This is a genomic window from Streptomyces sp. NPDC052721, assembly GCF_040678315.1.
Taxonomy (GTDB): domain Bacteria; phylum Actinomycetota; class Actinomycetes; order Streptomycetales; family Streptomycetaceae; genus Streptomyces.
In genome coordinates, this window is the sequence record NZ_JBFATL010000004.1 from 158,109 (window position 1) to 179,875 (window position 21,767).

General features: G+C 68.0%; 30 protein-coding genes. 2 read left to right on the forward strand and 28 right to left on the reverse strand.

What is annotated here, in order from left to right; translation table 11 throughout:
- Window positions 1–99 precede the first annotated feature (99 nt).
- From rplO to AB0L21_RS06040, 23 genes are all read right to left on the reverse strand, one after another.
- A complete protein-coding gene (rplO, locus tag AB0L21_RS05930; RefSeq protein WP_014674382.1) occupies window positions 100–555 on the reverse strand; it encodes a 50S ribosomal protein L15 in 456 nt (151 codons plus the stop codon).
- 2 nt (window positions 556–557) lie between these two features.
- Window positions 558–740 (reverse strand): 50S ribosomal protein L30, encoded by a 183-nt coding sequence (gene rpmD, locus AB0L21_RS05935; RefSeq protein WP_003998814.1) that lies wholly within the window; start codon window positions 738–740, stop codon window positions 558–560.
- 2 nt (window positions 741–742) lie between these two features.
- Window positions 743–1,348: a 30S ribosomal protein S5 gene (rpsE, locus tag AB0L21_RS05940; protein WP_019753099.1), complete on the reverse strand. Its 606-nt coding sequence runs from the start codon at window positions 1,346–1,348 to the stop codon at window positions 743–745.
- 36 nt (window positions 1,349–1,384) lie between these two features.
- Window positions 1,385–1,768 carry a 50S ribosomal protein L18 gene (gene rplR, locus AB0L21_RS05945; RefSeq protein WP_344349894.1) on the reverse strand — a complete coding sequence of 128 codons (384 nt, stop codon included), beginning with the start codon at window positions 1,766–1,768 and terminating at the stop codon, window positions 1,385–1,387.
- A 3-nt stretch (window positions 1,769–1,771) separates the two neighbouring features.
- Window positions 1,772–2,311, reverse strand: a complete 540-nt coding sequence (rplF, locus tag AB0L21_RS05950; protein ID WP_030601192.1) for a 50S ribosomal protein L6 — start codon at window positions 2,309–2,311, stop codon at window positions 1,772–1,774.
- Window positions 2,312–2,335: 24 nt separating this feature from the next.
- Window positions 2,336–2,734 (reverse strand): 30S ribosomal protein S8, encoded by a 399-nt coding sequence (rpsH, locus tag AB0L21_RS05955; RefSeq protein ID WP_014674378.1) that lies wholly within the window; start codon window positions 2,732–2,734, stop codon window positions 2,336–2,338.
- Window positions 2,735–2,945: 211 nt separating this feature from the next.
- Window positions 2,946–3,131: a type Z 30S ribosomal protein S14 gene (locus tag AB0L21_RS05960; RefSeq protein WP_003948630.1), complete on the reverse strand. Its 186-nt coding sequence runs from the start codon at window positions 3,129–3,131 to the stop codon at window positions 2,946–2,948.
- Window positions 3,132–3,136: 5 nt separating this feature from the next.
- On the reverse strand, window positions 3,137–3,694 hold the full coding sequence (rplE, locus tag AB0L21_RS05965; RefSeq protein WP_030345436.1) for a 50S ribosomal protein L5: 558 nt from the start codon (window positions 3,692–3,694) through the stop codon (window positions 3,137–3,139).
- Window positions 3,694–4,017 (reverse strand): 50S ribosomal protein L24, encoded by a 324-nt coding sequence (rplX, locus tag AB0L21_RS05970; RefSeq protein ID WP_014674376.1) that lies wholly within the window; start codon window positions 4,015–4,017, stop codon window positions 3,694–3,696. The genes rplE and rplX overlap by 1 nt, the downstream gene beginning before the upstream one ends.
- A 2-nt stretch (window positions 4,018–4,019) precedes the next feature.
- The gene (gene rplN, locus AB0L21_RS05975) at window positions 4,020–4,388 is read right to left on the reverse strand and encodes a 50S ribosomal protein L14 (RefSeq protein WP_003998823.1); all 369 of its coding nucleotides are present in this window, start codon (window positions 4,386–4,388) and stop codon (window positions 4,020–4,022) included.
- A gap of 104 nt (window positions 4,389–4,492) precedes the next feature.
- Complete coding sequence (rpsQ, locus tag AB0L21_RS05980) at window positions 4,493–4,777, reverse strand: 30S ribosomal protein S17 (protein ID WP_014674375.1); 285 nt, start codon at window positions 4,775–4,777, stop codon at window positions 4,493–4,495.
- Window positions 4,777–5,001 carry a 50S ribosomal protein L29 gene (gene rpmC / locus AB0L21_RS05985; RefSeq protein WP_003974259.1) on the reverse strand — a complete coding sequence of 75 codons (225 nt, stop codon included), beginning with the start codon at window positions 4,999–5,001 and terminating at the stop codon, window positions 4,777–4,779. The genes rpsQ and rpmC overlap by 1 nt, the downstream gene beginning before the upstream one ends.
- Window positions 5,001–5,420, reverse strand: coding sequence for a 50S ribosomal protein L16 (gene rplP / locus AB0L21_RS05990; protein ID WP_009190136.1), 420 nt, complete (start codon window positions 5,418–5,420; stop codon window positions 5,001–5,003). The genes rpmC and rplP overlap by 1 nt, the downstream gene beginning before the upstream one ends.
- 5 nt (window positions 5,421–5,425) lie before the next feature.
- Entirely contained in the window at window positions 5,426–6,247 is an 822-nt protein-coding gene (rpsC, locus tag AB0L21_RS05995) for a 30S ribosomal protein S3 (RefSeq protein WP_014674374.1), read from the reverse strand.
- Window positions 6,247–6,594 (reverse strand): 50S ribosomal protein L22, encoded by a 348-nt coding sequence (rplV, locus tag AB0L21_RS06000; protein ID WP_006130776.1) that lies wholly within the window; start codon window positions 6,592–6,594, stop codon window positions 6,247–6,249. Before rplV ends, rpsC begins: the two co-directional genes overlap by 1 nt.
- Before the next feature lie 43 nt (window positions 6,595–6,637).
- On the reverse strand, window positions 6,638–6,919 hold the full coding sequence (gene rpsS / locus AB0L21_RS06005; RefSeq protein ID WP_030641188.1) for a 30S ribosomal protein S19: 282 nt from the start codon (window positions 6,917–6,919) through the stop codon (window positions 6,638–6,640).
- A gap of 12 nt (window positions 6,920–6,931) precedes the next feature.
- The gene (gene rplB / locus AB0L21_RS06010; RefSeq protein ID WP_030601203.1) at window positions 6,932–7,768 is read right to left on the reverse strand and encodes a 50S ribosomal protein L2; all 837 of its coding nucleotides are present in this window, start codon (window positions 7,766–7,768) and stop codon (window positions 6,932–6,934) included.
- Between the two features lie 38 nt (window positions 7,769–7,806).
- Window positions 7,807–8,226, reverse strand: coding sequence for a 50S ribosomal protein L23 (gene rplW / locus AB0L21_RS06015; RefSeq protein ID WP_189298177.1), 420 nt, complete (start codon window positions 8,224–8,226; stop codon window positions 7,807–7,809).
- A complete protein-coding gene (rplD, locus tag AB0L21_RS06020; protein ID WP_103812795.1) occupies window positions 8,226–8,879 on the reverse strand; it encodes a 50S ribosomal protein L4 in 654 nt (217 codons plus the stop codon). The genes rplW and rplD overlap by 1 nt, the downstream gene beginning before the upstream one ends.
- A gap of 8 nt (window positions 8,880–8,887) precedes the next feature.
- Window positions 8,888–9,532 carry a 50S ribosomal protein L3 gene (gene rplC, locus AB0L21_RS06025; protein ID WP_059252066.1) on the reverse strand — a complete coding sequence of 215 codons (645 nt, stop codon included), beginning with the start codon at window positions 9,530–9,532 and terminating at the stop codon, window positions 8,888–8,890.
- A 16-nt stretch (window positions 9,533–9,548) separates the two neighbouring features.
- Window positions 9,549–9,857 carry a 30S ribosomal protein S10 gene (gene rpsJ, locus AB0L21_RS06030; protein ID WP_003948644.1) on the reverse strand — a complete coding sequence of 103 codons (309 nt, stop codon included), beginning with the start codon at window positions 9,855–9,857 and terminating at the stop codon, window positions 9,549–9,551.
- 1,069 nt (window positions 9,858–10,926) lie between these two features.
- Window positions 10,927–11,148 (reverse strand): DUF397 domain-containing protein, encoded by a 222-nt coding sequence (locus AB0L21_RS06035; protein WP_365782465.1) that lies wholly within the window; start codon window positions 11,146–11,148, stop codon window positions 10,927–10,929.
- Entirely contained in the window at window positions 11,145–11,990 is an 846-nt protein-coding gene (locus AB0L21_RS06040) for a helix-turn-helix transcriptional regulator (protein ID WP_365782467.1), read from the reverse strand. Before AB0L21_RS06040 ends, AB0L21_RS06035 begins: the two co-directional genes overlap by 4 nt.
- A 138-nt stretch (window positions 11,991–12,128) precedes the next feature.
- On the opposite strand from AB0L21_RS06040, the gene AB0L21_RS06045 reads away from it, so the two are divergent.
- Both AB0L21_RS06045 and AB0L21_RS06050 read left to right on the forward strand, forming a co-directional pair.
- Entirely contained in the window at window positions 12,129–12,677 is a 549-nt protein-coding gene (locus AB0L21_RS06045) for an ATP-binding protein (protein ID WP_365782469.1), read from the forward strand.
- Window positions 12,678–12,818: 141 nt separating this feature from the next.
- Entirely contained in the window at window positions 12,819–13,688 is an 870-nt protein-coding gene (locus AB0L21_RS06050) for a helix-turn-helix domain-containing protein (protein ID WP_365782471.1), read from the forward strand.
- 34 nt (window positions 13,689–13,722) lie between these two features.
- Here AB0L21_RS06050 and AB0L21_RS06055 read toward each other — a convergent pair whose 3' ends face one another.
- The 5 genes from AB0L21_RS06055 to rpsG form a co-directional block, all read right to left on the reverse strand.
- On the reverse strand, window positions 13,723–16,710 hold the full coding sequence (locus AB0L21_RS06055; protein WP_365782604.1) for a glycosyl hydrolase 115 family protein: 2,988 nt from the start codon (window positions 16,708–16,710) through the stop codon (window positions 13,723–13,725).
- Between the two features lie 180 nt (window positions 16,711–16,890).
- Window positions 16,891–17,643: a hypothetical protein gene (locus tag AB0L21_RS06060; protein ID WP_365782473.1), complete on the reverse strand. Its 753-nt coding sequence runs from the start codon at window positions 17,641–17,643 to the stop codon at window positions 16,891–16,893.
- A gap of 136 nt (window positions 17,644–17,779) precedes the next feature.
- Window positions 17,780–18,973: an elongation factor Tu gene (gene tuf / locus AB0L21_RS06065; RefSeq protein ID WP_030778468.1), complete on the reverse strand. Its 1,194-nt coding sequence runs from the start codon at window positions 18,971–18,973 to the stop codon at window positions 17,780–17,782.
- 156 nt (window positions 18,974–19,129) lie between these two features.
- Window positions 19,130–21,256: an elongation factor G gene (fusA, locus tag AB0L21_RS06070; protein WP_365704562.1), complete on the reverse strand. Its 2,127-nt coding sequence runs from the start codon at window positions 21,254–21,256 to the stop codon at window positions 19,130–19,132.
- A gap of 39 nt (window positions 21,257–21,295) precedes the next feature.
- Complete coding sequence (gene rpsG, locus AB0L21_RS06075; protein ID WP_003998848.1) at window positions 21,296–21,766, reverse strand: 30S ribosomal protein S7; 471 nt, start codon at window positions 21,764–21,766, stop codon at window positions 21,296–21,298.
- Between the last annotated feature and the right edge of the window lies 1 nt (window position 21,767).

A 21,767-nucleotide genomic window follows, 5' to 3' on the forward strand; every position in this document is an offset into this window, starting at 1 on the left:
CGGCGACACTGCCCCCTAGGAACGACCAACCGGGGATACCCCATTGTGAGGTATCCCCGGTCGGGATCGTTTACGTCATCGAGGCGTCGTCCGAAGGACTCAGACGAGCTCGGTGACCGTGCCGCCGGCGGCGGTGATCTTCTCCTTGGCGGAGCCGGAGACGGCGTCGACCGTCACCTGCAGCGCCACGGAGATCTCGCCCTGGCCGAGGACCTTGACGAGGCTGTTCTTGCGAACGGCACCCTTGGCCACCAGACCCTCGACCGTGACCTCGCCACCCTCGGGGTAGAGCGCGGCCAGCTTGTCGAGGTTCACGACCTGGTACTCGGTCTTGAACGGGTTCTTGAAGCCCTTCAGCTTCGGGAGGCGCATGTGCAGCGGCATCTGGCCACCCTCGAAGCGCTCCGGAACCTGGTAGCGGGCCTTGGTGCCCTTGGTACCACGACCGGCCGTCTTACCCTTGGACGCCTCACCACGACCGACACGGGTCTTCGCGGTCTTGGCGCCCGGGGCGGGACGGAGGTTGTGGATCTTCAGCGGGTTCTGCTCCGCCATGATCAGTCGACCTCCTCGACCGTCACGAGGTGGCGGACGGTGTGCACCATGCCGCGGAACTCGGGGCGGTCCTCCTTGACGACCACGGTGTTGATCCCCTTGAGACCAAGCGACCGCAGGGTGTCACGGTGGTTCTGCTTGCTGCCGATGTAGGACTTGACCTGCGTGATCTTGAGCTGCGCCATGATTACGCACCCGCCCCGGCACGCGCACGCAGCAGGGCCGCGGGAGCGACATCCTCGAGCGGCAGACCACGGCGGGCCGCGATCTCCTCGGGACGCTGCAGACCCTTCAGGGCCTCCACGGTCGCGTGCACGATGTTGATGGCGTTGTCGGAGCCGAGCGACTTCGACAGCACGTCGTGGATACCGGCGCACTCGAGCACGGCACGCACCGGACCACCGGCGATCACACCGGTACCGGGCGACGCGGGCTTGAGCAGCACGACGCCGGCAGCCTTCTCACCCTGGATGGGGTGCGGGATGGTGCCCTGGATCCGGGGGACCTTGAAGAAGTGCTTCTTGGCCTCCTCAACGCCCTTGGCGATGGCGGCCGGCACCTCCTTGGCCTTGCCGTACCCGACACCCACGGTGCCGTCACCGTCGCCCACCACGACCAGCGCGGTGAAGCTGAAGCGACGACCACCCTTCACAACCTTGGCGACGCGGTTGATCGCGACGACGCGCTCGACGTACGCGGTCTTCTCGGCGGCAGCAGCGCCGCCGTCACGGCCCTTCCGGTCCCGCCGCTCGCCGCCACCGGCACCGCTTCCGCGGCGCTGGGGTCCAGCCATTGGATTACCTCTCTCTTTCCGCTAGCTACAAGCGGCTCAGAACTTGAGCCCGGCTTCGCGGGCGGCGTCCGCCAGGGCGGCGATGCGCCCGGCGTACTGGTTGCCACCTCGGTCGAACACGACGGCCTCGACACCGGCGGCCTTGGCACGCTCGGCGACCAGGGCGCCGACCTGCTTGGCCTGCGCGGACTTGTCGCCCTCGGCACCGCGGATCGACGCGTCCAGGGTGGACGCCGACGCCAGGGTGTGACCCTTCAGGTCGTCGATCACCTGCGCCACGATGTGGCGGTTGGAGCGGGTCACGACCAGACGGGGACGCTCCGCCGTACCGGACACCTTCTTGCGGATCCGGATGTGACGGCGCTTGATCGCGGCGCGCTTGTAGGCGTCGCCCTTGAGGATCTTCTGCCCGTATGCCATGGCTTACTTACCCGCCTTTCCGACCTTGCGGCGGATGACTTCGCCCTCGTACTTGACACCCTTGGCCTTGTACGGGTCGGGCTTGCGCAGCTTGCGGATGTTGGCCGCAACCTCGCCGACCTTCTGCTTGTCGATGCCCTCGACCGAGAAACGGGTCGGGGTCTCCACCTTGAAGGTGATGCCCTCGGGGGCCTCGACCAGGATCGGGTGGCTGTAACCGAGAGCGAACTCCAGGTTCGAACCCTTGGCGGTCACTCGGTAACCGACACCGCTGATCTCGAGCTTCTTCACGTAACCCTGGGTCACGCCGGTGATCATGTTCGCCACCAGCGTGCGGGAGAGGCCGTGCAGGGCCTTGCTCTGACGCTCGTCGTTCGGGCGCAGCACCTGAAGGGTGCCGTCCTCGCCCTTAGCGATGTCGATCGGAGCCGCGACGGTGTGGGTCAGCTCGCCCTTGGGGCCCTTGACCTTGACCGTACGGCCGTCGATGGTGACGTCCACGCCGGCGGGAACCGCGATGGGGAGCTTGCCGATGCGCGACATAGCTGTTTCCTCCGTTCCCTTCCGTTACCAGACGTAGGCGAGGACTTCCCCACCCACGCCCTTCTTGCCGGCCTGCTTGTCGGTGAGGAGCCCGTGCGACGTGGAGATGATCGCCACGCCGAGGCCGCCGAGCACCTTCGGCAGGTTGGTGGACTTCGCGTACACCCGGAGACCGGGCTTGGAGATCCGCTTGATGCCCGCGATGGAGCGCTCACGGTTGGGGCCGAACTTCAGCTCCAGGACGAGGTTCTTGCCGACCTCGGCGTCCTCGACCTTCCAGCCCGTGATGAAGCCCTCCTGCTGGAGGATCTCCGCGATGTGAGACTTGATCTTGGAGTGCGGCATCGACACCGAGTCGTGGTATGCCGAGTTCGCGTTCCGCAGACGCGTCAGCATGTCTGCGATCGGATCAGTCATGGTCATGAATTGGCCTGTGGCCTTTCTCGCCGGGGTTTCCTATATGCGCCATCCCTCTCCCCGTACATGGACGGGACGGGTGCGGTGCGGGGACCTACGGCGTAGTAAGTCGTTCAGGGCGGCAGAGGCCCAACCCTCCTAGCCTAAGCCATGAGGGCAGGCGCCTCTGCCGTCCCGGTTGCTTACCGAGAGGTCCAGGAATCCCTAAAAGTCGGGATTACCAGGAGCTCTTGGTCACGCCCGGCAGCTCGCCACGGTGAGCCATCTCACGAAGGCACACGCGGCACAGGCCGAACTTGCGGTACACGGAGTGGGGACGGCCGCAGCGCTGGCAGCGGGTGTAGCCACGCACACCGAACTTGGGCTTGCGAGCAGCCTTCGCGATGAGAGCCTTCTTCGCCATCTCGCTCACGCCTCCTTGAACGGGAAGCCGAGGTGACGGAGAAGGGCACGGCCCTCTTCGTCGTTGGTCGCCGTGGTCACCACGGTGATGTCCATACCCCGGACGCGGTCGATCTTGTCCTGGTCGATCTCGTGGAACATGACCTGCTCCGTGAGACCGAAGGTGTAGTTGCCACGGCCGTCGAACTGCTTGGGGGACAGGCCGCGGAAGTCGCGGATGCGCGGCAGCGCGAGCGACAGGGTGCGGTCCAGGAACTCCCACATGCGGTCGCCACGGAGCGTGACGTGGGCACCGATCGGCTGACCCTCACGCAGCTTGAACTGCGCGATGGACTTGCGGGCCTTGGTGACGGCCGGCTTCTGACCGGTGATCGTGGTGAGGTCGCGGATGGCGCCCTCGATCAGCTTGGAGTCGCGGGCGGCGTCGCCCACACCCATGTTGACCACGATCTTGACGAGGCCCGGGACCTGCATGACGTTCTCGTACTTGAACTCGTCACGCAGCTTGCCCGCGATCTCCTCGCGGTACTTCTGCTTCAGACGCGGAGTGGTGGTGGTAGCCATCAGATGTCCTCACCCGTCCGCTTGGCAACGCGGATCTTGTTGCCCTCTTCGTCGAAGCGGTAGCCGACACGCGTGACGACCTTCTGACCGTCCTTCTCCACGACCAGCTGAACGTTGGACACGTGGATCGGGGCCTCGGTGGTCACGATGCCGCCGGCCTGGGAACCGCTGGCGGTCGGACCGGCCTTGGTGTGCTTCTTGACCCGGTTGACACCCTCGACCAGGACACGCTCCTCGCGCGGGTAAGCGGCAATGACCTTGCCCTGCTTGCCCTTGTCCTTGCCGGTGATGACCTGGACCAGGTCGCCCTTCTTGATCTTCATGCTTACAGCACCTCCGGAGCCAGCGAGATGATCTTCATGAACTTCTTCTCGCGCAGCTCACGCCCGACCGGGCCGAAGATGCGGGTGCCGCGAGGGTCGCCGTCGTTCTTCAGAATGACGGCGGCGTTCTCGTCGAAGCGGATGTACGAGCCGTCCGGACGGCGGCGCTCCTTGACGGTGCGAACGATGACCGCCTTGACGACGTCACCCTTCTTCACGTTGCCACCGGGGATCGCGTCCTTGACGGTGGCGACGATGACGTCACCGATGCCCGCGTAGCGGCGACCGGAGCCACCGAGCACACGGATGCAAAGGATCTCCTTCGCACCAGTGTTGTCGGCGACACGCAGTCGCGACTCCTGCTGGATCACGTCTATCTCCTGATCGTCTGCCGGTTCCCGGCAGGGGCTGCCCTCTCAGGGGGAGCCCCTGCCGAGCCTGGCGGAACTGACCTGCGGGGTCTGCCCCGCAGGAATTACTTGGCCTTCTCGAGGATCTCGACGACGCGCCAGCGCTTCGTCGCGGACAGCGGCCGGGTCTCCATGAGGAGGACGCGGTCGCCGACGCCCGCAGCGTTCTGCTCGTCGTGGGCCTTGAGCTTGTTCGTACGGCGGATGACCTTGCCGTACAGCGCGTGCTTCACACGGTCCTCGACGGCGACGACGACGGTCTTGTCCATCTTGTCGCTGACGACCAGACCCTCACGGGTCTTGCGGAAGCCTCGGGCTTCGGTGTTCTCAGTCACGTTGCTCTCGCTCATCAGGCGCTCTCCACCGTCTCGATGCCCAGCTCGCGCTCACGCATCAGGGTGTAGATCCGCGCGATGTCCTTGCGGACGGCCTTCAGCCGACCGTGGTTCTCGAGCTGACCCGTCGCCGCCTGGAAGCGGAGGTTGAACAGCTCTTCCTTGGCCTCGCGGAGCTTCGCCAGAAGCTCCTCGTTGCCCAGCTCGCGCAGCTCGGACGCCTTGGTACCGGCCGACATCACGCTTCACCTGCCTCGCGCTTGACGATCCGGCACTTCATCGGCAGCTTGTGGGCCGCACGCGTCAGCGCCTCACGGGCGATCTTCTCGTTGGGGTACGACAGCTCGAACATCACACGTCCGGGCTTGACGTTGGCGATCCACCACTCCGGAGAACCCTTACCGGAACCCATGCGGGTCTCGGCCGGCTTCTTGGTGAGGGGACGGTCCGGGTAGATGTTGATCCAGACCTTGCCGCCACGCTTGATGTGACGGGTCATCGCGATACGAGCCGCCTCGATCTGGCGGTTCGTGACGTAGGCCGGGGTCAGCGCCTGGATGCCGTACTCGCCGAACGCAACCTGCGTTCCACCCTTGGACATACCGTTGCGCTTCGGGTGGTGCTGCTTGCGGTGCTTGACCCTACGGGGGATCAGCATGACGGTCAGGCCTCCGTTCCGGTGCTCTCAGCCGGAGCGGCGGCGGGAGCCTCGGCCTTGGGGGCCTCGGCACCGGCAGCCTGCTGCGGCTTGCGACCGCGCCGCTCGCCACCGCGGCCACCACGGGCCGGGCGGTCGGCGCCACCGCGGGCCGGGCGGTTACCCGCACGGGCGGCAGCGTTCTCGGCGCGGACCTCGGCGATGTTCTTGACGTCGCCCTTGTAGATCCAGACCTTCACACCGATGCGGCCGAAGGTCGTCTTGGCCTCGAAGAAGCCGTAGTCCACGTTCGCGCGGAGCGTGTGCAGGGGCACGCGGCCCTCGCGGTAGAACTCCGAGCGGGACATCTCGGCGCCGCCGAGGCGGCCACCGCACTGGATCTTGATGCCCTTGGCGCCGGCCTTCATGGCGGACTGCATGCTCTTGCGCATGGCCCGACGGAAGGAGACGCGGGAGGACAGCTGCTCGGCGACGGCCTGGGCCACCAGCTGAGCGTCCGTCTCCGGGTTCTTGACCTCGAGGATGTTCAGCTGGACCTGCTTGCCGGTCAGCTTCTCCAGGTCACCGCGGATGCGGTCGGCCTCGGCGCCGCGGCGGCCGATGACGATGCCCGGGCGAGCGGTGTGGATGTCCACGCGGACGCGGTCACGGGTGCGCTCGATCTCGACCTTGGAGATGCCGGCGCGCTCCATGCCGGACGTCATCATCCGACGGATGGCGACGTCTTCCTTGACGTAGTCCTTGTACAGCTTGTCGGCGTACCAACGCGACTTGAAGTCGGTCGTGACACCGAGCCGGAACCCGTGCGGGTTTACCTTCTGGCCCATTACCGGGTTCCTTCCTTGCTGCTGACGACCACGGTGATGTGGCTGGTCCGCTTGCGGATCCGGTAGGCACGGCCCTGGGCACGCGGACGGAACCGCTTCAGGGTCGGGCCCTCGTCGACGTAGGCCTCGGAAATGAAGAGGCTGTCGACATCGGTGTGGTCGTAGTTGTGCGCGGCGTTGGCGATGGCGCTGTCCAGCACCTTGCCCACCGGCACCGAGGCGGCCTGCGGAGCGAATCGCAGGACGGCCTGGGCCTCCGTGGCGTCCATGCCACGGATGAGGTCCACCACGCGGCGGGCCTTCATGGGCGTGACGCGGATGTACCGCGCCTGGGCCCTGGCTTCCATGGTTGTCCCTTCAGTTACTTACGTGTCTGAATGCGATCCGCTGCTAGCGGCGCTTCGACTTCCGGTCTTCCTTGACGTGGCCCCGGAAGGTGCGCGTCGGCGAGAACTCGCCGAGCTTGTGGCCGACCATCGACTCGGTGACGAACACCGGGATGTGGGTCTTGCCGTTGTGCACCGCGATCGTGTGGCCGAGCATGGCCGGGACGATCATCGAGCGACGGGACCAGGTCTTGATGACGTTCTTGGTGCCGGCTTCGTTCTGCGTGTCCACCTTCTTCATCAGGTGGTCGTCGACGAAGGGCCCCTTCTTCAAGCTACGAGGCATCTCAACCCGTCCTTAGCGCTTCTTGTTCGTCTTGCGGCGGCGGACGATGTACTTGTTCGACGCCTTCTTGGGCGAACGAGTACGGCCTTCCTTCTTGCCCCACGGGGACACAGGGTGGCGGCCACCGGAGGTCCGGCCCTCACCACCACCGTGCGGGTGGTCAACCGGGTTCATGACCACACCACGGACGGTCGGGCGAACGCCCAGCCACCGCTTGCGGCCCGCCTTGCCCCAGTTGATGTTGCTCTGCTCGGCGTTGCCGACCTCGCCGACGGTGGCGCGGCAGCGCACGTCGACCAGACGGATCTCACCGGACGGCATGCGCAGGTGGGCGTAGGCGCCCTCCTTCGCGAGCAGCTGCACGGAGGCACCGGCGGAGCGGGCGAACTTGGCACCGCCACCGGGACGGAGCTCGATCGCGTGGATCGTGGTACCGACCGGGATGTTGCGGAGGGCCAGGTTGTTGCCCGGCTTGATGTCGGCCCCGGGACCGTTCTCCACGGTGTCGCCCTGCTGCAGGTTGCGCGGGGCGAGGATGTAGCGCTTCTCGCCGTCGGCGTAGTGCAGCAGCGCGATGCGCGCGGTGCGGTTGGGGTCGTACTCGATGTGCGCGACCTTCGCCGGCACGCCGTCCTTGTCGTGACGACGGAAGTCGATCACGCGGTAGGCGCGCTTGTGTCCGCCACCCTGGTGGCGAACGGTCACACGACCGGCGTTGTTACGGCCGCCCTTGCTGTGCAGGGGACGGACCAGCGACTTCTCCGGCGTGGACCGCGTGACCTCGACGAAGTCGGCGACGCTGGCGCCACGACGGCCCGGCGTAGTCGGCTTGTACTTGCGGATTCCCATTTCTCAGTCCTCGTCCGATATCGGACGATCCGACCCGCTTACGCGGTCGGACCGCCGAAGATGTCGATACGGTCGCCCTCGGCGAGGGTCACGATCGCGCGCTTGGTGGCGGCGCGCTGGCCGAAGCCCGTGCGGGTCCGCTTGCGCTTGCCCTGGCGGTTGATCGTGTTGACCCCGGTGACCTTGACGTCGAAGACCGCCTGGACGGCCTGCTTGATCTGGGTCTTGTTGGCGTTCGGGTCGACGATGAACGTGTACTTGTTCTCGTCGAGGAGCGCGTAGCTCTTCTCGGAGACGACCGGCTTCAGCAGGACGTCACGGGGGTCCGTGTACGACTTGCTCAGCGGGGTCTCGACGGTGTTCTTGCCCTCGGCGGCGTGACGGCGCGCCTTGGCGACGCGCGCGGCCTTGGCGGCCTTGGCGGCCTTCGAGGCGATAGCGGGGTGACGGATGGCCATCAGACCTCGCTCCCTTCGGTGTCGTTGGCCTTCGGGCCGGCGACGAAGGACTCGAAAGCGGCCTGGGTGAAGACCACGTCGTCCGAGACGAGAACGTCGTACGTGTTCAGCTGGCCCGGCTCCAGGATGTGGACCTGGGGCAGGTTGCGGGCGGACAGCCACGCGGCCTCGTCGGCGCGGTCGACGACCAGGAGCAGGTTCTTGCGCTCCGAGATCTTGCCGAACAGCGACTTGGCGGCCTTGGTGCTGGGGGTCTCGCCCTCGACCACGCCGGAGACGACGTGGATGCGGTTGTGACGCGCCCGGTCGGTGAGGGCACCGCGCAGGGCGGCGGCCTTCATCTTCTTCGGGGTGCGCTGCGAGTAGTCACGCGGCACGGGACCGTGCACGACGCCACCACCGGCGAACTGCGGCGCGCGGGTCGAACCCTGGCGGGCGCGACCGGTGCCCTTCTGGCGGTACGGCTTCTTGCCGCCACCACGGACTTCACCGCGGGTCTTGGTCTTGTGCGTGCCCTGACGGGCAGCGGCCAGCTGCGCGACGACGACCTGGTGGATCAGCGGAACGCTGACCTTGGCGTCGAAGATCTCCGCGGGGAGCTCGACGGAACCGGCCTTCTCGCCCGCCGGCGAAAGGATGTCAACAGTGCTCATCGGTTACCTCAGGCCCCCTTGGCCGCGGTGCGGACCAGGACGAGGCCGCCGTTCGGACCGGGAACCGCGCCCTTGATGAGCAGCAGACCCTTCTCCGCGTCAACGGCGTGGACGGTCAGGTTCTGGGTGGTGACCCGCTCGTTGCCCATGCGACCCGCCATGCGGAGGCCCTTGAACACACGGCCCGGGGTGGCGCAGCCACCGATGGAACCGGGGGAGCGGTGCTTGCGCTGGGTGCCGTGTCCGGCGCCGAGGCCACGGAAGTTGTGGCGCTTCATGACGCCGGCGAAGCCCTTGCCCTTGCTCTTGCCGGTCACGTCGACCTTCACGCCGGCCTCGAACACCGCAGCGGTGATCTCCTGGCCGAGCGTGTACTCGGAGGCGTCCGCGGTGCGGATCTCGACGAGGTGGCGACGGGGGGTGACGTCGGCCTTGGCGAAGTGGCCCTTGAGGGGCTTGTTCACCTTGCGCGGGTCGATCTCGCCGAAGGCGATCTGAACGGACTCGTAGCCGTCGACGTCATTCGTACGGACCTGGGTGACGACGTTGGGCCCAGCCTTGACGACGGTGACCGGAACAACACGGTTGTTCTCGTCCCACACCTGCGTCATGCCGAGCTTCTCGCCCAGGATGCCCTTGATCTGCTTAGCCATTCTCAGCCCACCAGCCTCAGAGCTTGATCTCGATGTCGACACCGGCCGGCAGGTCGAGTCGCATCAGAGAGTCAACGGTCTTGGGGGTCGGGTCGAGGATGTCGATCAGGCGCTTGTGCGTGCGCATCTCGAAGTGCTCGCGCGAGTCCTTGTACTTGTGCGGCGACTTGATGACGCAGTACACGTTCTTCTCAGTGGGCAGCGGCACCGGGCCCGCGACCGACGCACCGGTACGGGTCACCGTCTCGACGATCTTCTTCGCCGAGGAGTCGATGACCTCGTGGTCGTAGGCCTTGAGCCGGATGCGGATCTTCTGTCCCGCCATGGCTACTCAGTAGTCCTGTCTCTTCTCACGCTCTGGAACCCGGTGGTTCCTGCATTCCTCGCTCTCCGACCCACGCGGTCGGGCGTGTCGCTCTCCCGCTGACACAGATGTCCCTTGTTCGAACATCCCTGCGGGATTGACACGGCCCTTCCGGAACCGCGGACCGGGGACCTCGGGCCCACCGGGCGCCTGGCCGGTGCCGCGCCCACGCTTCCCGGAAGATTCCCGTACGTCCGCCCCAGTGCTGCCCGAGGGCAGTTAGGACGACGAGTACTGTGGGACTCGCTTCCGGTCCTCCCGGCGGGAGGCGCGCAGCATCAACACTCGACCGAGCAACTCGGACAGTCTGCCATATGGGGCAGCTGCTCCGCCAATCGAGCCGAAGAGATTACCCCGAAGGTGACGTAGGTCAAACCGGGGTCGCGTTCATGGCCGGTCCATGATCCGCACCTCGCCGCAGCCGCGCTGTGCCGCCTCGTGCCCCGCGAAGGCCTTCAGTGCGGAGCGGGCGAACGCGGCGGAGCAGTGCGGGACCGGGTAGCTGTCGGTGTCCCGGTCGTAGAGGCGGCAGAGCGCGACCGCCCTGCGGGTGGAGCGGGGACAGCTCGCGGTCGCCAGGACGGAGTCGTGGTCGGGGCCGCCGAACCCGGCCGACTCGTCCCGGGTGTGCCGCTCCCCGCCACCGCCGTGTCACGCAGCGCGGCGGGGACCCCTGCGCCCGCGCGAGCGGCTTCGTCGTGCCGGGCTCGCCGAGGCGGGCCGTGGACACGTGGGTGAGCGGCTTGCCGGCCCTCACTCGGCAGTCGTACTTTCCGGCCGCCTTCCGGGCGGTCTCGGTGGAGGCGCCGTAGAGGTCACCGTAGGCGACCAGCCCTTTGTTCCTCTGGTTCGCGCAGTCGAGCGCGACCATGATCTGCCAGGTGCCGTCGTACCGGACGACGCCGGACCAGCCGTTTCCGAGGGGTGCCGCCTGCGCCCGCACTCCGTTGTAGTCCGAGCCAGGCCACCGCCGTCGTCCTGCTCGGCCCGCAGGTGCGAGGAGCCGAGCGCCGAGGCCAGTCCGTCCCGCTCAACAGCGTGGAGTCGCTCCGGAGGGCCGACTCGCATTGTGTGCGGCGTACGCGACGAAGGCGGTCCAGGTGGTGGGGTCGACGGCGAGCCGGGGGCCTTCGGTGTTCTTGGAGTCGCGGATGTGGATGGTGGTGGGGGTGGGGGCGACTTCCAGGCACGAGCCGGGTTCGCCGCTGTCGCTGTAGCTGCTCTTGAACCAGTGCAGTTCCGCCGTGCTCATAGTCTCCCCAGCGCATTCTCGATGAAGGACCGTGACTCCCTCGGGGTGAGAGCCTGCGCCCGGATCATTCCATAGCGCAGCTCAAGGATCCGGAGCTCCTTGGGGCTGGAGACTGGGCGGCCGTTGAAGGCGCCATCGGAACGCCCGATCGAGGTGCCATCGGCGAACTTCAACACCCGGATCTCGCCCTGTGTTCCGGCGTGCTCCTCCAGGTCGGTCGGCATGATCTGGAGCGTGACGTTCCTCAACTGGGCCACCTCCAGGAGGTGTTCGAGCTGTCGGCGCAGCACCATCTTCCCACCGTAGGGTCGTTCGAGCGTCACCTGCTCCAAGACGAAACTGAGCGTAGGGGCGGGCTCGCGCTGGAAGACGGCCTTCCGGGCCATCCGTGCGGCGGTCTCCCGCTCCACGACGTCTTCGGTGAGCGCGGGCTGCGTCATCTCGAACAGCGTGCGCGCGTACTCCGGCGTCTGAAGCAGGCCATGGATGTTGTGGTTCCCGTACGCCAGCATCTCCACCGCCCGCCCCTCCATCTCCGCCAGCTCCCGCACCTTCTTCGGATAGCGGGCTTTCTTCATGTCCTCCGTGAAGGCCCTCAGGTGACCCTGCGCTTTCAGGAACGTGTCCGCCCTGTCCAGCAGCTCCGGCCGAGGAATCCGCGCCCCGCGCTCGATCTTGCGGATCATGTCCTCGCCGTACCCCATGGCCTCGCCCAGCTCCGGCACCGAGACCCCGGCCGCCTCCCGGCAGACCTTGAGCAGGCGCCCCACCGCCTGGACCACCGGCTCGATCTCGTCGCCGGGCTCGACGTCCCAGCCGGCCTCGTCCACTCCCTCACCCATCGCTCCTCCTCCGGCGCGCACTCGTACCCGTGACAACGCCCGAGACAGCCGAGACAGCCGAGACAAAGCCGGGACAGTCACCGTACGTACAGGCGCAGTCACTCCCTTCACGGAAGCAGATCCGCCACGCTCAGTGACATGAATCAAGAAGCTGCTGCCCCTGAGAACCAACTCGGCGGCGCCATCCCCCACTTCAGCGTCCGCCTGTCGTCCACGCCACGCGGCGCCCGTCTCGCCCGGCTGCTGGCCGAACAGCAGCTCCGGACATGGGGGCTTCCGCTGGAGCAGCCGACGCAGATCGTCGCCGAGCTCGCCGCCAACGCCGCCACCCACGGCCGCGTACCCGGCCGTGACTTCCAGTTGATGCTCTACGTCGTCGGCGGCACGCTCCGCATCGAGGTCACCGACACGCGCGGTGACCGGCTCCCCCGGCTCACCTCTCCGGCCGAGGACGGCGAATCGGGCCGCGGGCTCGTCCTCGTAGCGGCTCTCGCCGACCGCTGGGGCGTCACCCAGGGGCGGCACCCGCGCAAGACCGTCTGGGCGGAGGTCGCTCTCGCCGCACCGGAACCCGGCACCCCCTGCTCCGGTGCCAGGGGCGGCTTCTCCTCAAGGAACAACCGGGTGAAAGAACCCCACCAAGCCCCACCCCTCCCGCCCACGGCGCTGACTCACCCGCGAGGGTGAATACGTCCAACTCTGCTGGATTTCGGATGGGTTGCCTGCCTTACGCTCGGCGCGACACGACCGCAGACATGAGTCGGCCCCCGCCGGGAGTAGCGATCCCAGTGCGAGGGCCTGACCACCGAGGAAGGCTCCAACTTCCCGATGGATGTTGAAAACCCTAGCGCGCCCCCGTGCGCCTCGTCCCCCGTTACCGCCGACAACCACCCGAACCGGGGTCATCACAGCGGCGGGCTCATCCACGACCACACCCGCCACACCGCCCGCTTCACGGTGATCGGCAACCACCTCGCCCAGCACCCGGACCTCTCCCTCCTCGCGATCGGTCTGGCCTGCCACATCCAGTCGCTGCCGCCCGGCGCCCGCGTCGACATCAAGACCCTCGCCGCCCGCTTCCCCGAGGACGCGACCCGTATCGCCGCCGCCCCGCGCGAGCTGGAGGCCCACGGCTACCTGCGCCGCGAACGCGCACGGGTCCCCGGCGGCCGGATCGTCACCCGCACGATCTCCTGCAACCAGCCCGGCCGCCGGCGTGCGGCGTCCGAGGCCCCGCAGGCCCGCCGCGCGACCACGGCAGCACAGCCGAAGCCCGCCCGTCGCGCGGCCCTCCCCGCTGTACCGAAGCCCGCGTACACCTCCCCCGCCCTCCTCCAAGCGGCCACCGACGTCCTCGCCGGCCTCCGCCGCACGGAGCCCCGCCTGCTCCTGTCCGCCACCGACGCCGAGCACCTCGCCCCCGGAGTCGCGGCCTGGCTGGAACGGGACCTCACCTCCACCGCCGTCCGCCACGCCCTGACCACGGGCCTGCCGGAGGAGCCCCTGATCCGCCCGGCCGCCCTGCTGGCCCACCGCCTGGCGGCCGGGCTTCCGCCCCTGCCGCCGTACCGCGCGCCCGAGCCACCCCCGGCCGTCCGGCACCCCCTCCAGACCTGCGAAGCCTGCGACCGCGCCTTCCGCGCACCACAACCGGGCCGCTGCCGCGACTGCCGAACCGATCCCCAGGAGGCCGCCTAGCATGAAAGCGACGATCGACCGAGGGCCTGCCGCTCTACGGGTGACCGTCCCCCACCCGTCGGCTCTCCAGCGGCCCCAGATACAGCTGCGGCAGCCCGCCCGTGTCGATCAGCAGGCGCTGCACCACCACCGTCGGGTCCACCATCCAGAACTTGAGCCGGTGGACGCCCGGCTCCGTCACGGTGTGCGTGGTCGCCGTCGCGTTGACGTTGTCCGAGGTGTGGCGGGCCCAGACCGTGTTCAGCGCGCCGTCGTCCGCGCCCGTCGTGATGTCCACGGTCCGGATCGGGCCGTCGTCGAGGGAGATGCCGTAGCGCAGGCCCGCGACGCCGGGGACGGCCGGGTTGCGGGGGGACAGGTGGGCCCAGACCGTCACCTCGCCGGGGGCGGACAGCAGCGTCACCTCGTACTCCAGGCGAGGTGAGCCGCCGCCCGGAGTACGGCTCGGGGACGTCACCGGCCACGGGGTCACGCCCGCGCCCGTCCGTCCGATGCCGTCGATGCGGCGCCACTGCCCGACCGCCCGGTCGTAGTGCCCGGCGTCGATCGCCACGTAACCGCCGGCCTCCACGAAGCCCCGCACCCGCACACCCGACGGGCGTTCCGCCACGCAGCGGACCGGGACCGAGGCACCCGCCCCGTGGACCGTCAAAGTCGCCTCCGCGCGCCCGGCCGGGGCCCGGGACCAGTCCACCTCCACCTCCAGGCGGACCTGCTGGTCCACCCGGCCCCGGGGGCGGTCCACCCGCAGCCAGGGCGCCGAGACCGACACCTCGTACGAGAAGGGTGTACGGCCCCGGTTGAAGATCTCCACGTACTGCTGGGGGCGGGTCTGGTACGGGCTGAACGGTGCCAGCGACGCGGCCGAGGAGGAGCCTCCCGGCCACCACTCCCCCGCGTCCTCCGCGCCGTCCACCGACACGCCCAGCTCCGCATCCGAGGGCACCTCGATGCGCCTCACCGCGGGGAACAGCACATCCGGCAGCGCCACGTTGTCCTTCTCCGGCTGCTGCCAGCCCGCGTTGGGGCCGTAGCGGTCGACGTCCCCGTAGTCGATGTGGGGCTGGGTCTGGAAGCCCTGCCATTTGCCGTCGGCGACACGGGAGTTGAAGCGGTCGGCGAGGGCGAAGTCCTGGCCGAGGGCGGCCTCCGCCTGCGCCGCGCGGTCGTTCGCCGCGGCCCGGCCCTGCGCCGCGTACAGCAGGTTGGTGAACTCCGCTTCCCGCAGCGCGTACAGGTTCGCGGTCGCCGTGACCGCGTAGCCCGCCAGTTCGAACCACGCGTCCCGCAGCTTCCCCGGCAGTCGGCGCTCGACGCGTTCCGCGCGGCGGCCCAGCGCGCGCCACTCCTCGGTGACCCGTTCCAGTTCCCGGTGCGCGAAGTAGTACGGGCTCTGCTGGTCGTCGTACACGACCCGGTCGCCGGAGAGGGTGATCCGGCGGTTCAGCAGCTCCGGCTTGCGGCGGGCCTGGAGCCGGCCGTAGGCCGCCAGCAGCGACGCGATCTCCTTCGCCTGTGCCTCGCCGAAGTTCTGGCGGGCGTAGCGCTCCTCCCACGCGCCGAGGCGCTCCAGCGGCCAGGCGTCGGGATTCCAGGCGTAGGTCAGGAAGAACTCCGTCGGCAGCTCGTTGCCCTTCAGGTCGCCGACGTTGACCACCCACAGGCCGTGGTTGCCGTAGGCGTGGGCCTGGTGGAGCTGGTCCCAGACGTTTCTGAGGTTCGCGGTGTCGACCCACTTGTAGTTGCGGCCGGCGCCGACGTAGTCGAAGTGGTAGTAGAGGCCGTAGCCACCGGTACGGGGGCTGTCCGGGTGCTTGCGGATGTTGCCCCAGTTGTCGTCCGTGAGGACCACGGTGACGTCGTCCGGGGCGCGCAGGCCGCGGTCCCAGTAGCGCTGGACCTCCTTGTACAGGGTCCAGACCTGGGGGGTCTCGGCCGCCGGCCTGCCGGTCACCTCCTCGATGATGCGGCGCTGGTCGGCGATGATCTGCTGCATCAGTTCGATGCCGTCGCCGTCGGGCAGGCTGGTGTCGCCGTTGCCGCGCATGCCGAGGGTGACGACGCCCTCGAAGCCCTGGTCGACCATGCGCTGGATGCCGGCGCGCCAGTACGCGCGGATCGCCTCCGGGTTGCGGCGGTACGACCATTCGCCCGTGCCCCCGTAGGGGTCGGTCCCGGAGCCGGCGTGCCGGTTCCACTCCTCGATGCCGCGCATCATCGGCGCCTCGTGGGACGTTCCCATGACGATGCCGTACTCGGCCGCTCGCCGGTGGTTGTCCGGGTCGTCCTCCGCGAACGCCCGGCCCCAGACCGCCGGCCACAGGTAGTTGCCCTTCAGGCGCAGCAGGACCTCGAAGACCTTCGCGTAGAAGTCGGCGGTGAAGCCGCCGGGGTAGCCCGGCGCCTTCCCCGGACCGAAGTACGCCGGCGCCCAGGTGCCGAGCGCCGGGTTCTCGTCGTTGACGAAGATGCCCCGGTACTTCACCGCCGGGGTGCCCTGGGTGAAGCGGCCGGCCTTCACCCACACCGCGTCGCGCCGGGCGGGCGGTACGTCGTCCCACCAGTGCCAGGGCGAGACGCCGATGCCGTACGAGACGTCGTACGCCCCGAAGATCGTGCCCCGGGGGTCACTGCCCGCGATGACGAACGCCCGCTCCACGCCGGGCATCGGGTGCTCCACGACCGTCTGCAGCGAGGTCTCCCACCTGCCCCGCACGCCCGTGACGTCGAGCTTCCCGGACCGGATCAGGCCGTCGATCAGCGGGCTGCGGCCGATCGTGCCGAGCAGGACCGGGAAGCGGCCGATCGTCGTGCCCGGGCGGACGCCGGTCACGCGCGCGAGGTCGTCCCGGAGGTCCCCGGCCACCCGTACGACCCCGGGGTGGTCCTCATGGCTCACCACCACGGGCGCGCCGACCAGGGAGAACACGCCGCCCGTGAACGAGATGTACGACCCCGGGTCCGTCACCCGCAGCCCGTCCCCCGCGGCGGCGGACGCGGTCCCCGAGGCCCCCACGGGCATCGCGGCCAGCCCGGCGCCCAGGACCGTCCCGCCGAGCACCGTCCTACGGCTGACGTGCGCAGACGACATACCTCACCCCTCCAGCCCCCACAGCATCTATTTGCTCACCGGCATGACAAATAGTGGAGGGACCCGGGGGCGGGGGGAACGGGTCGTACGCGCCGAATAGTTTCGAAGCCGTCAGTACGCCGTGCTCGCGAGCATGAAGCCGTCCACCGGCACCAGATTGTTCGCACTGAGCAGGTTGCCGCCCAGCGGAAGGCCCATCGACCTGCGCTGCGCCCCGATGCCCGGGTCGCGCACCGACACGGTCAGGGTGTAGGCCGGCTGCCCGGTGAGGGTGTTCGACGAGTCGATCGGCGCCTGCAGCCCCTTGATCACGGTCTTCGCGTCCTGCCCGGGGCACAGCGCCTCCAGCGGCAGGGACACCTCGGCGCTGTCACCGGTGTCGGACTTCGTGGCGGAATGCCAGGCGACGGGCAGGCCGTGCGCTCCGCCGACCAGTCCGTGCGGGCCCTCGATCTCGACGGCGACACCCTCGCCGCCCAGGGTCCGCGACAGCTTCAGCGATCCCTTGGGGCCCGGCGCGAAGAGCAGGCCGATGGGGAAGCGGCCGGGGGCGCGGGACGGCTTCTCGTAGCCGTAGGAGCCGAGTACGAGCTGCGGGCCGGGCGCCGGGCCGGCGGGCTGCGCCGCGGGGGGTGCGGACGCGGACGCGGGCAGCGGGAAGTAGTGGTAGCCCTTGGCTCCGCACCGGCCGCCGTCGGAGAACCCGCCTCCCGGCAGCGCGATGGTGCGCGCCGGACCCGACGCGGCCGAAGCGCCCCAGGAGAACATGCCCTGCTGCCAGGCCATGGTGATCACCACGGCCGCCACGGCCAGCCAGGGGACGACGGTCTGCAGCCCCGCGTGTATCAAGGTCCTCTTCCTCACCCGGAGAACCGTATGCGGTCGCGGGTGGGACAGACGAAGAGGCCCGTACGACCGGAGTCGTACGGGCCTCTCGCAGGTCGAGACCTTCGGGTCAGGCACTGACCCTCAAGCCATCAAGCCCTCAAGCAAGCGGAACTTACTTGACGATCTTGGTGACCTGGCCGGCGCCCACGGTGCGGCCACCCTCACGGATGGCGAACTTCAGGCCCTCTTCCATGGCGACGGGCTGGATGAGCTCCACCTTCATCTCGGTGTTGTCACCCGGCATGACCATCTCGGTGCCCTCGGGGAGGGTCACCACGCCGGTCACGTCCGTCGTACGGAAGTAGAACTGCGGACGGTAGTTGTTGAAGAACGGCGTGTGGCGGCCACCCTCGTCCTTGGACAGGATGTAGGCCTGCGCCTCGAACTCGGTGTGCGGGGTGACCGAGCCCGGCTTGATGATGACCTGGCCGCGCTCGACGTCCTCGCGCTTGATGCCCCGGAGGAGCAGACCGACGTTCTCACCGGCCTGGCCCTCGTCGAGCAGCTTGCGGAACATCTCGATGCCGGTGACCGTGGTGGAGGTCTTCTCCGGCTTGATGCCGATGATGTCGACGTTCTCGTTGACCTTGAGGACACCACGCTCGATACGGCCGGTGACGACCGTACCGCGACCGGTGATGGTGAAGACGTCCTCGATCGGCATGAGGAACGGCTTGTCGACGTCGCGCTCCGGCTGCGGGATCGACTCGTCGACGGCCTTCATCAGGTTGAGGACGGAGTCCACCCACTCCTGCTCGCCCTCGAGGGCCTTGAGCGCGGAGACCTTGACGACCGGAACGTCGTCGCCGGGGAACTCGTACTCGGAGAGGAGCTCACGGACCTCGAGCTCGACGAGCTCCAGGATCTCCTCGTCGTCCACCATGTCGGCCTTGTTCAGGGCGACGACGATGTACGGAACGCCGACCTGGCGGGCCAGGAGCACGTGCTCCTTGGTCTGCGGCATCGGGCCGTCGGTGGCGGCGACCACCAGGATCGCGCCGTCCATCTGCGCGGCACCGGTGATCATGTTCTTGATGTAGTCCGCGTGACCCGGGCAGTCGACGTGGGCGTAGTGACGCGCCTCGGTCTGGTACTCGACGTGCGCGATGGAGATGGTGATACCGCGCTGACGCTCCTCAGGAGCCTTGTCGATGTTGTCGAACGGGGTGGCCTCGTTCAGGTCCGGGTACGCGTCGTGCAGCACCTTGGTAATGGCGGCCGTGAGGGTCGTCTTACCGTGGTCGATGTGACCGATGGTGCCGATGTTGACGTGCGGCTTAGTCCGCTCGAACTTCGCCTTCGCCACTGGGGTCCTCCTGTGGAGTGGTTCTGTACGCCTTACTTCATCGGCGCCAGGTGATCTTTGCTGTAAAGGCCCGGAACCCGGGGCAAACGCTCACGATTGCGGACGTTTGCCCCTGGAGGCTCCGGAGTCAAGCCTACGGCGTGTGAACGCGGTGCGTTACTCGCCCTTGGCCTTCGCGATGATCTCCTCGGCGACGTTCCGCGGAACCTCGGCGTAGGAGTCGAACTGCATCGAGTAGCTTGCGCGACCCGACGTCTTGCTGCGGAGGTCGCCGACGTAGCCGAACATCTCCGACAGGGGCACGAGGCCCTTGACGACGCGGGCACCAGCCCGCTCCTCCATGGCCTGGATCTGGCCACGGCGGGAGTTGATGTCGCCGATGACCTCACCCATGTAGTCCTCGGGCGTGGTGACCTCGACGGCCATCATCGGCTCAAGGAGCACAGGGCTGGCCTTGCGCGCGGCCTCCTTGAAGGCCTGCGAACCGGCGATCTTGAACGCCAGCTCGGAGGAGTCCACCTCGTGGTAGGCACCATCGAGCAGCGTGACGCGGACACCGGTCATCTCGTAACCGGCGAGGATGCCGAACTGCATGGCCTCCTGCGCACCGGCGTCGACCGAAGGGATGTACTCCTTCGGCACGCGGCCACCGGTCACCTTGTTGACGAACTCGTACGAGGCGTCGCCGCCCTCGATCGGCTCGATCGCAATGATGACGCGGGCGAACTGACCGGTACCACCCGTCTGCTTCTTGTGGGTGTACTCGACCTTCTCGACCGCCTTGCGGATGGTCTCGCGGTAGGCGACCTGCGGCTTGCCGACGTTGGCCTCGACCTTGAACTCACGGCGCATACGGTCGACGAGCACCTCAAGGTGCAGCTCGCCCATACCGCCGATGATGGTCTGGCCGGTCTCCTCGTCCGAGTGGACCTGGAAGGACGGGTCCTCCTCGGCCAGGCGCTGGATCGCGACGCCCAGCTTCTCCTGGTCGCCCTTCGACTTGGGCTCGATGGCGACCTGGATGACCGGCGCCGGGAAGTCCATGGACTCCAGGATCACCGGGGCCTTGTCGTCGGACAGCGTCTCACCGGTGGTGGTCTGCTTCAGGCCCATGACGGCGACGATGTCGCCGGCGCCCACCGACTCGATCTCCTCACGCTTGTTGGCGTGCATGCGGTAGATCTTGCCGATGCGCTCCTTCTTGCCCTTGACGGAGTTCAGCACAGAGCTGCCGGACTCCAGGCGGCCGGAGTACACGCGGACGAAGGTGAGCTTGCCCAGGTGCGGGTCGCTCATGATCTTGAACGCCAGCGCGGACAGCGGCTCGTCGTCGGACGGCTTGCGCTTGATGACCGTCTCCGGGTCCTTGACGTCGTGGCCCTCGATGGCCTCGATGTCGACCGGGGACGGCAGGTAGCGCACGACCGCGTCGAGCAGGGGCTGGACGCCCTTGTTCTTGAACGCGGTGCCGCAGAACACCGGGGTGACGGTGGTGCCGGTGCCCTTGCCGGACGCGATGGTGATACGACGGATCGCGGCGTACAGCTGCTCCTCGGTGGGCTCCTCGCCCTCCAGGTACAGCTCCATGATCTCTTCGTCGTTCTCGGCGACGGCCTCGACCAGCTTGCCGCGCCACTCCTCGGCGGCCTCGGTGTGCGTGGCGGGGATGTCGACGGTGTCGTACATCTCGCCCTTGGTCGCCTCGGCCGACCAGACCAGGGCCTTCATCTTCACCAGGTCGACGACGCCCTTGAAGTCCGCCTCGGCACCGATCGGCAGCTGCATGACCAGCGGCTGCGCGCCCAGGCGGTCGGAGATCATGTCGACACAGCGGTGGAACTCGGCACCGGTGCGGTCGAGCTTGTTGACGAAGCAGATACGCGGAACGCCGTAGCGGTCCGCCTGACGCCACACCGTCTCGGACTGGGGCTCAACGCCGGCGACGCCGTCGAACACCGTGACAGCACCGTCGAGCACACGCAGGGAACGCTCCACCTCGACGGTGAAGTCGACGTGACCCGGCGTGTCGATGATGTTGATGGTGTGGTCGACGTCCTCCAGCGACCAGTGACAGGTGGTGGCAGCAGAGGTGATCGTGATGCCACGCTCCTGCTCCTGCTCCATCCAGTCCATGGTGGCAGCGCCGTCGTGGACCTCACCGATCTTGTAAGACACACCGGTGTAGAACAGGATCCGCTCGGTGGTGGTCGTCTTGCCCGCGTCGATGTGGGCCATGATCCCGATGTTTCGGACCCTGGCCAGGTCAAGTGAAGTGGTAGCCATAAGGCTTCAGTCTTCTCTCGGTCTCGATGTGGGTAGCGACTACCAGCGGTAGTGCGCGAAGGCCTTGTTGGACTCGGCCATCTTGTGGGTGTCCTCGCGCTTCTTCACGGCCGCACCGAGGCCGTTGGAGGCGTCGAGAAGCTCGTTGAGGAGACGCTCGGTCATGGTCTTCTCGCGACGGGCGCGGGAGTAACCGACCAGCCAGCGCAGCGCCAGGGTGTTGGCACGGCCGGGCTTGACCTCGACCGGGACCTGGTAGGTGGCGCCACCGACACGGCGGGACTTGACCTCGAGGGTCGGCTTGATGTTCTCAAGAGCGCGCTTGAGCGTGATGACCGGGTCGTTGCCGGTCTTCTCGCGCAGGCCCTCCATGGCGCCGTAGACGATGCGCTCGGCGGTGGAGCGCTTACCGTTCAGCAGCACCTTGTTGATCAGGGAGGTCACCAGAGGAGAACCGTAGACCGGGTCGATGATGACCGGGCGCTTCGGGGCGGGGCCCTTACGAGGCATT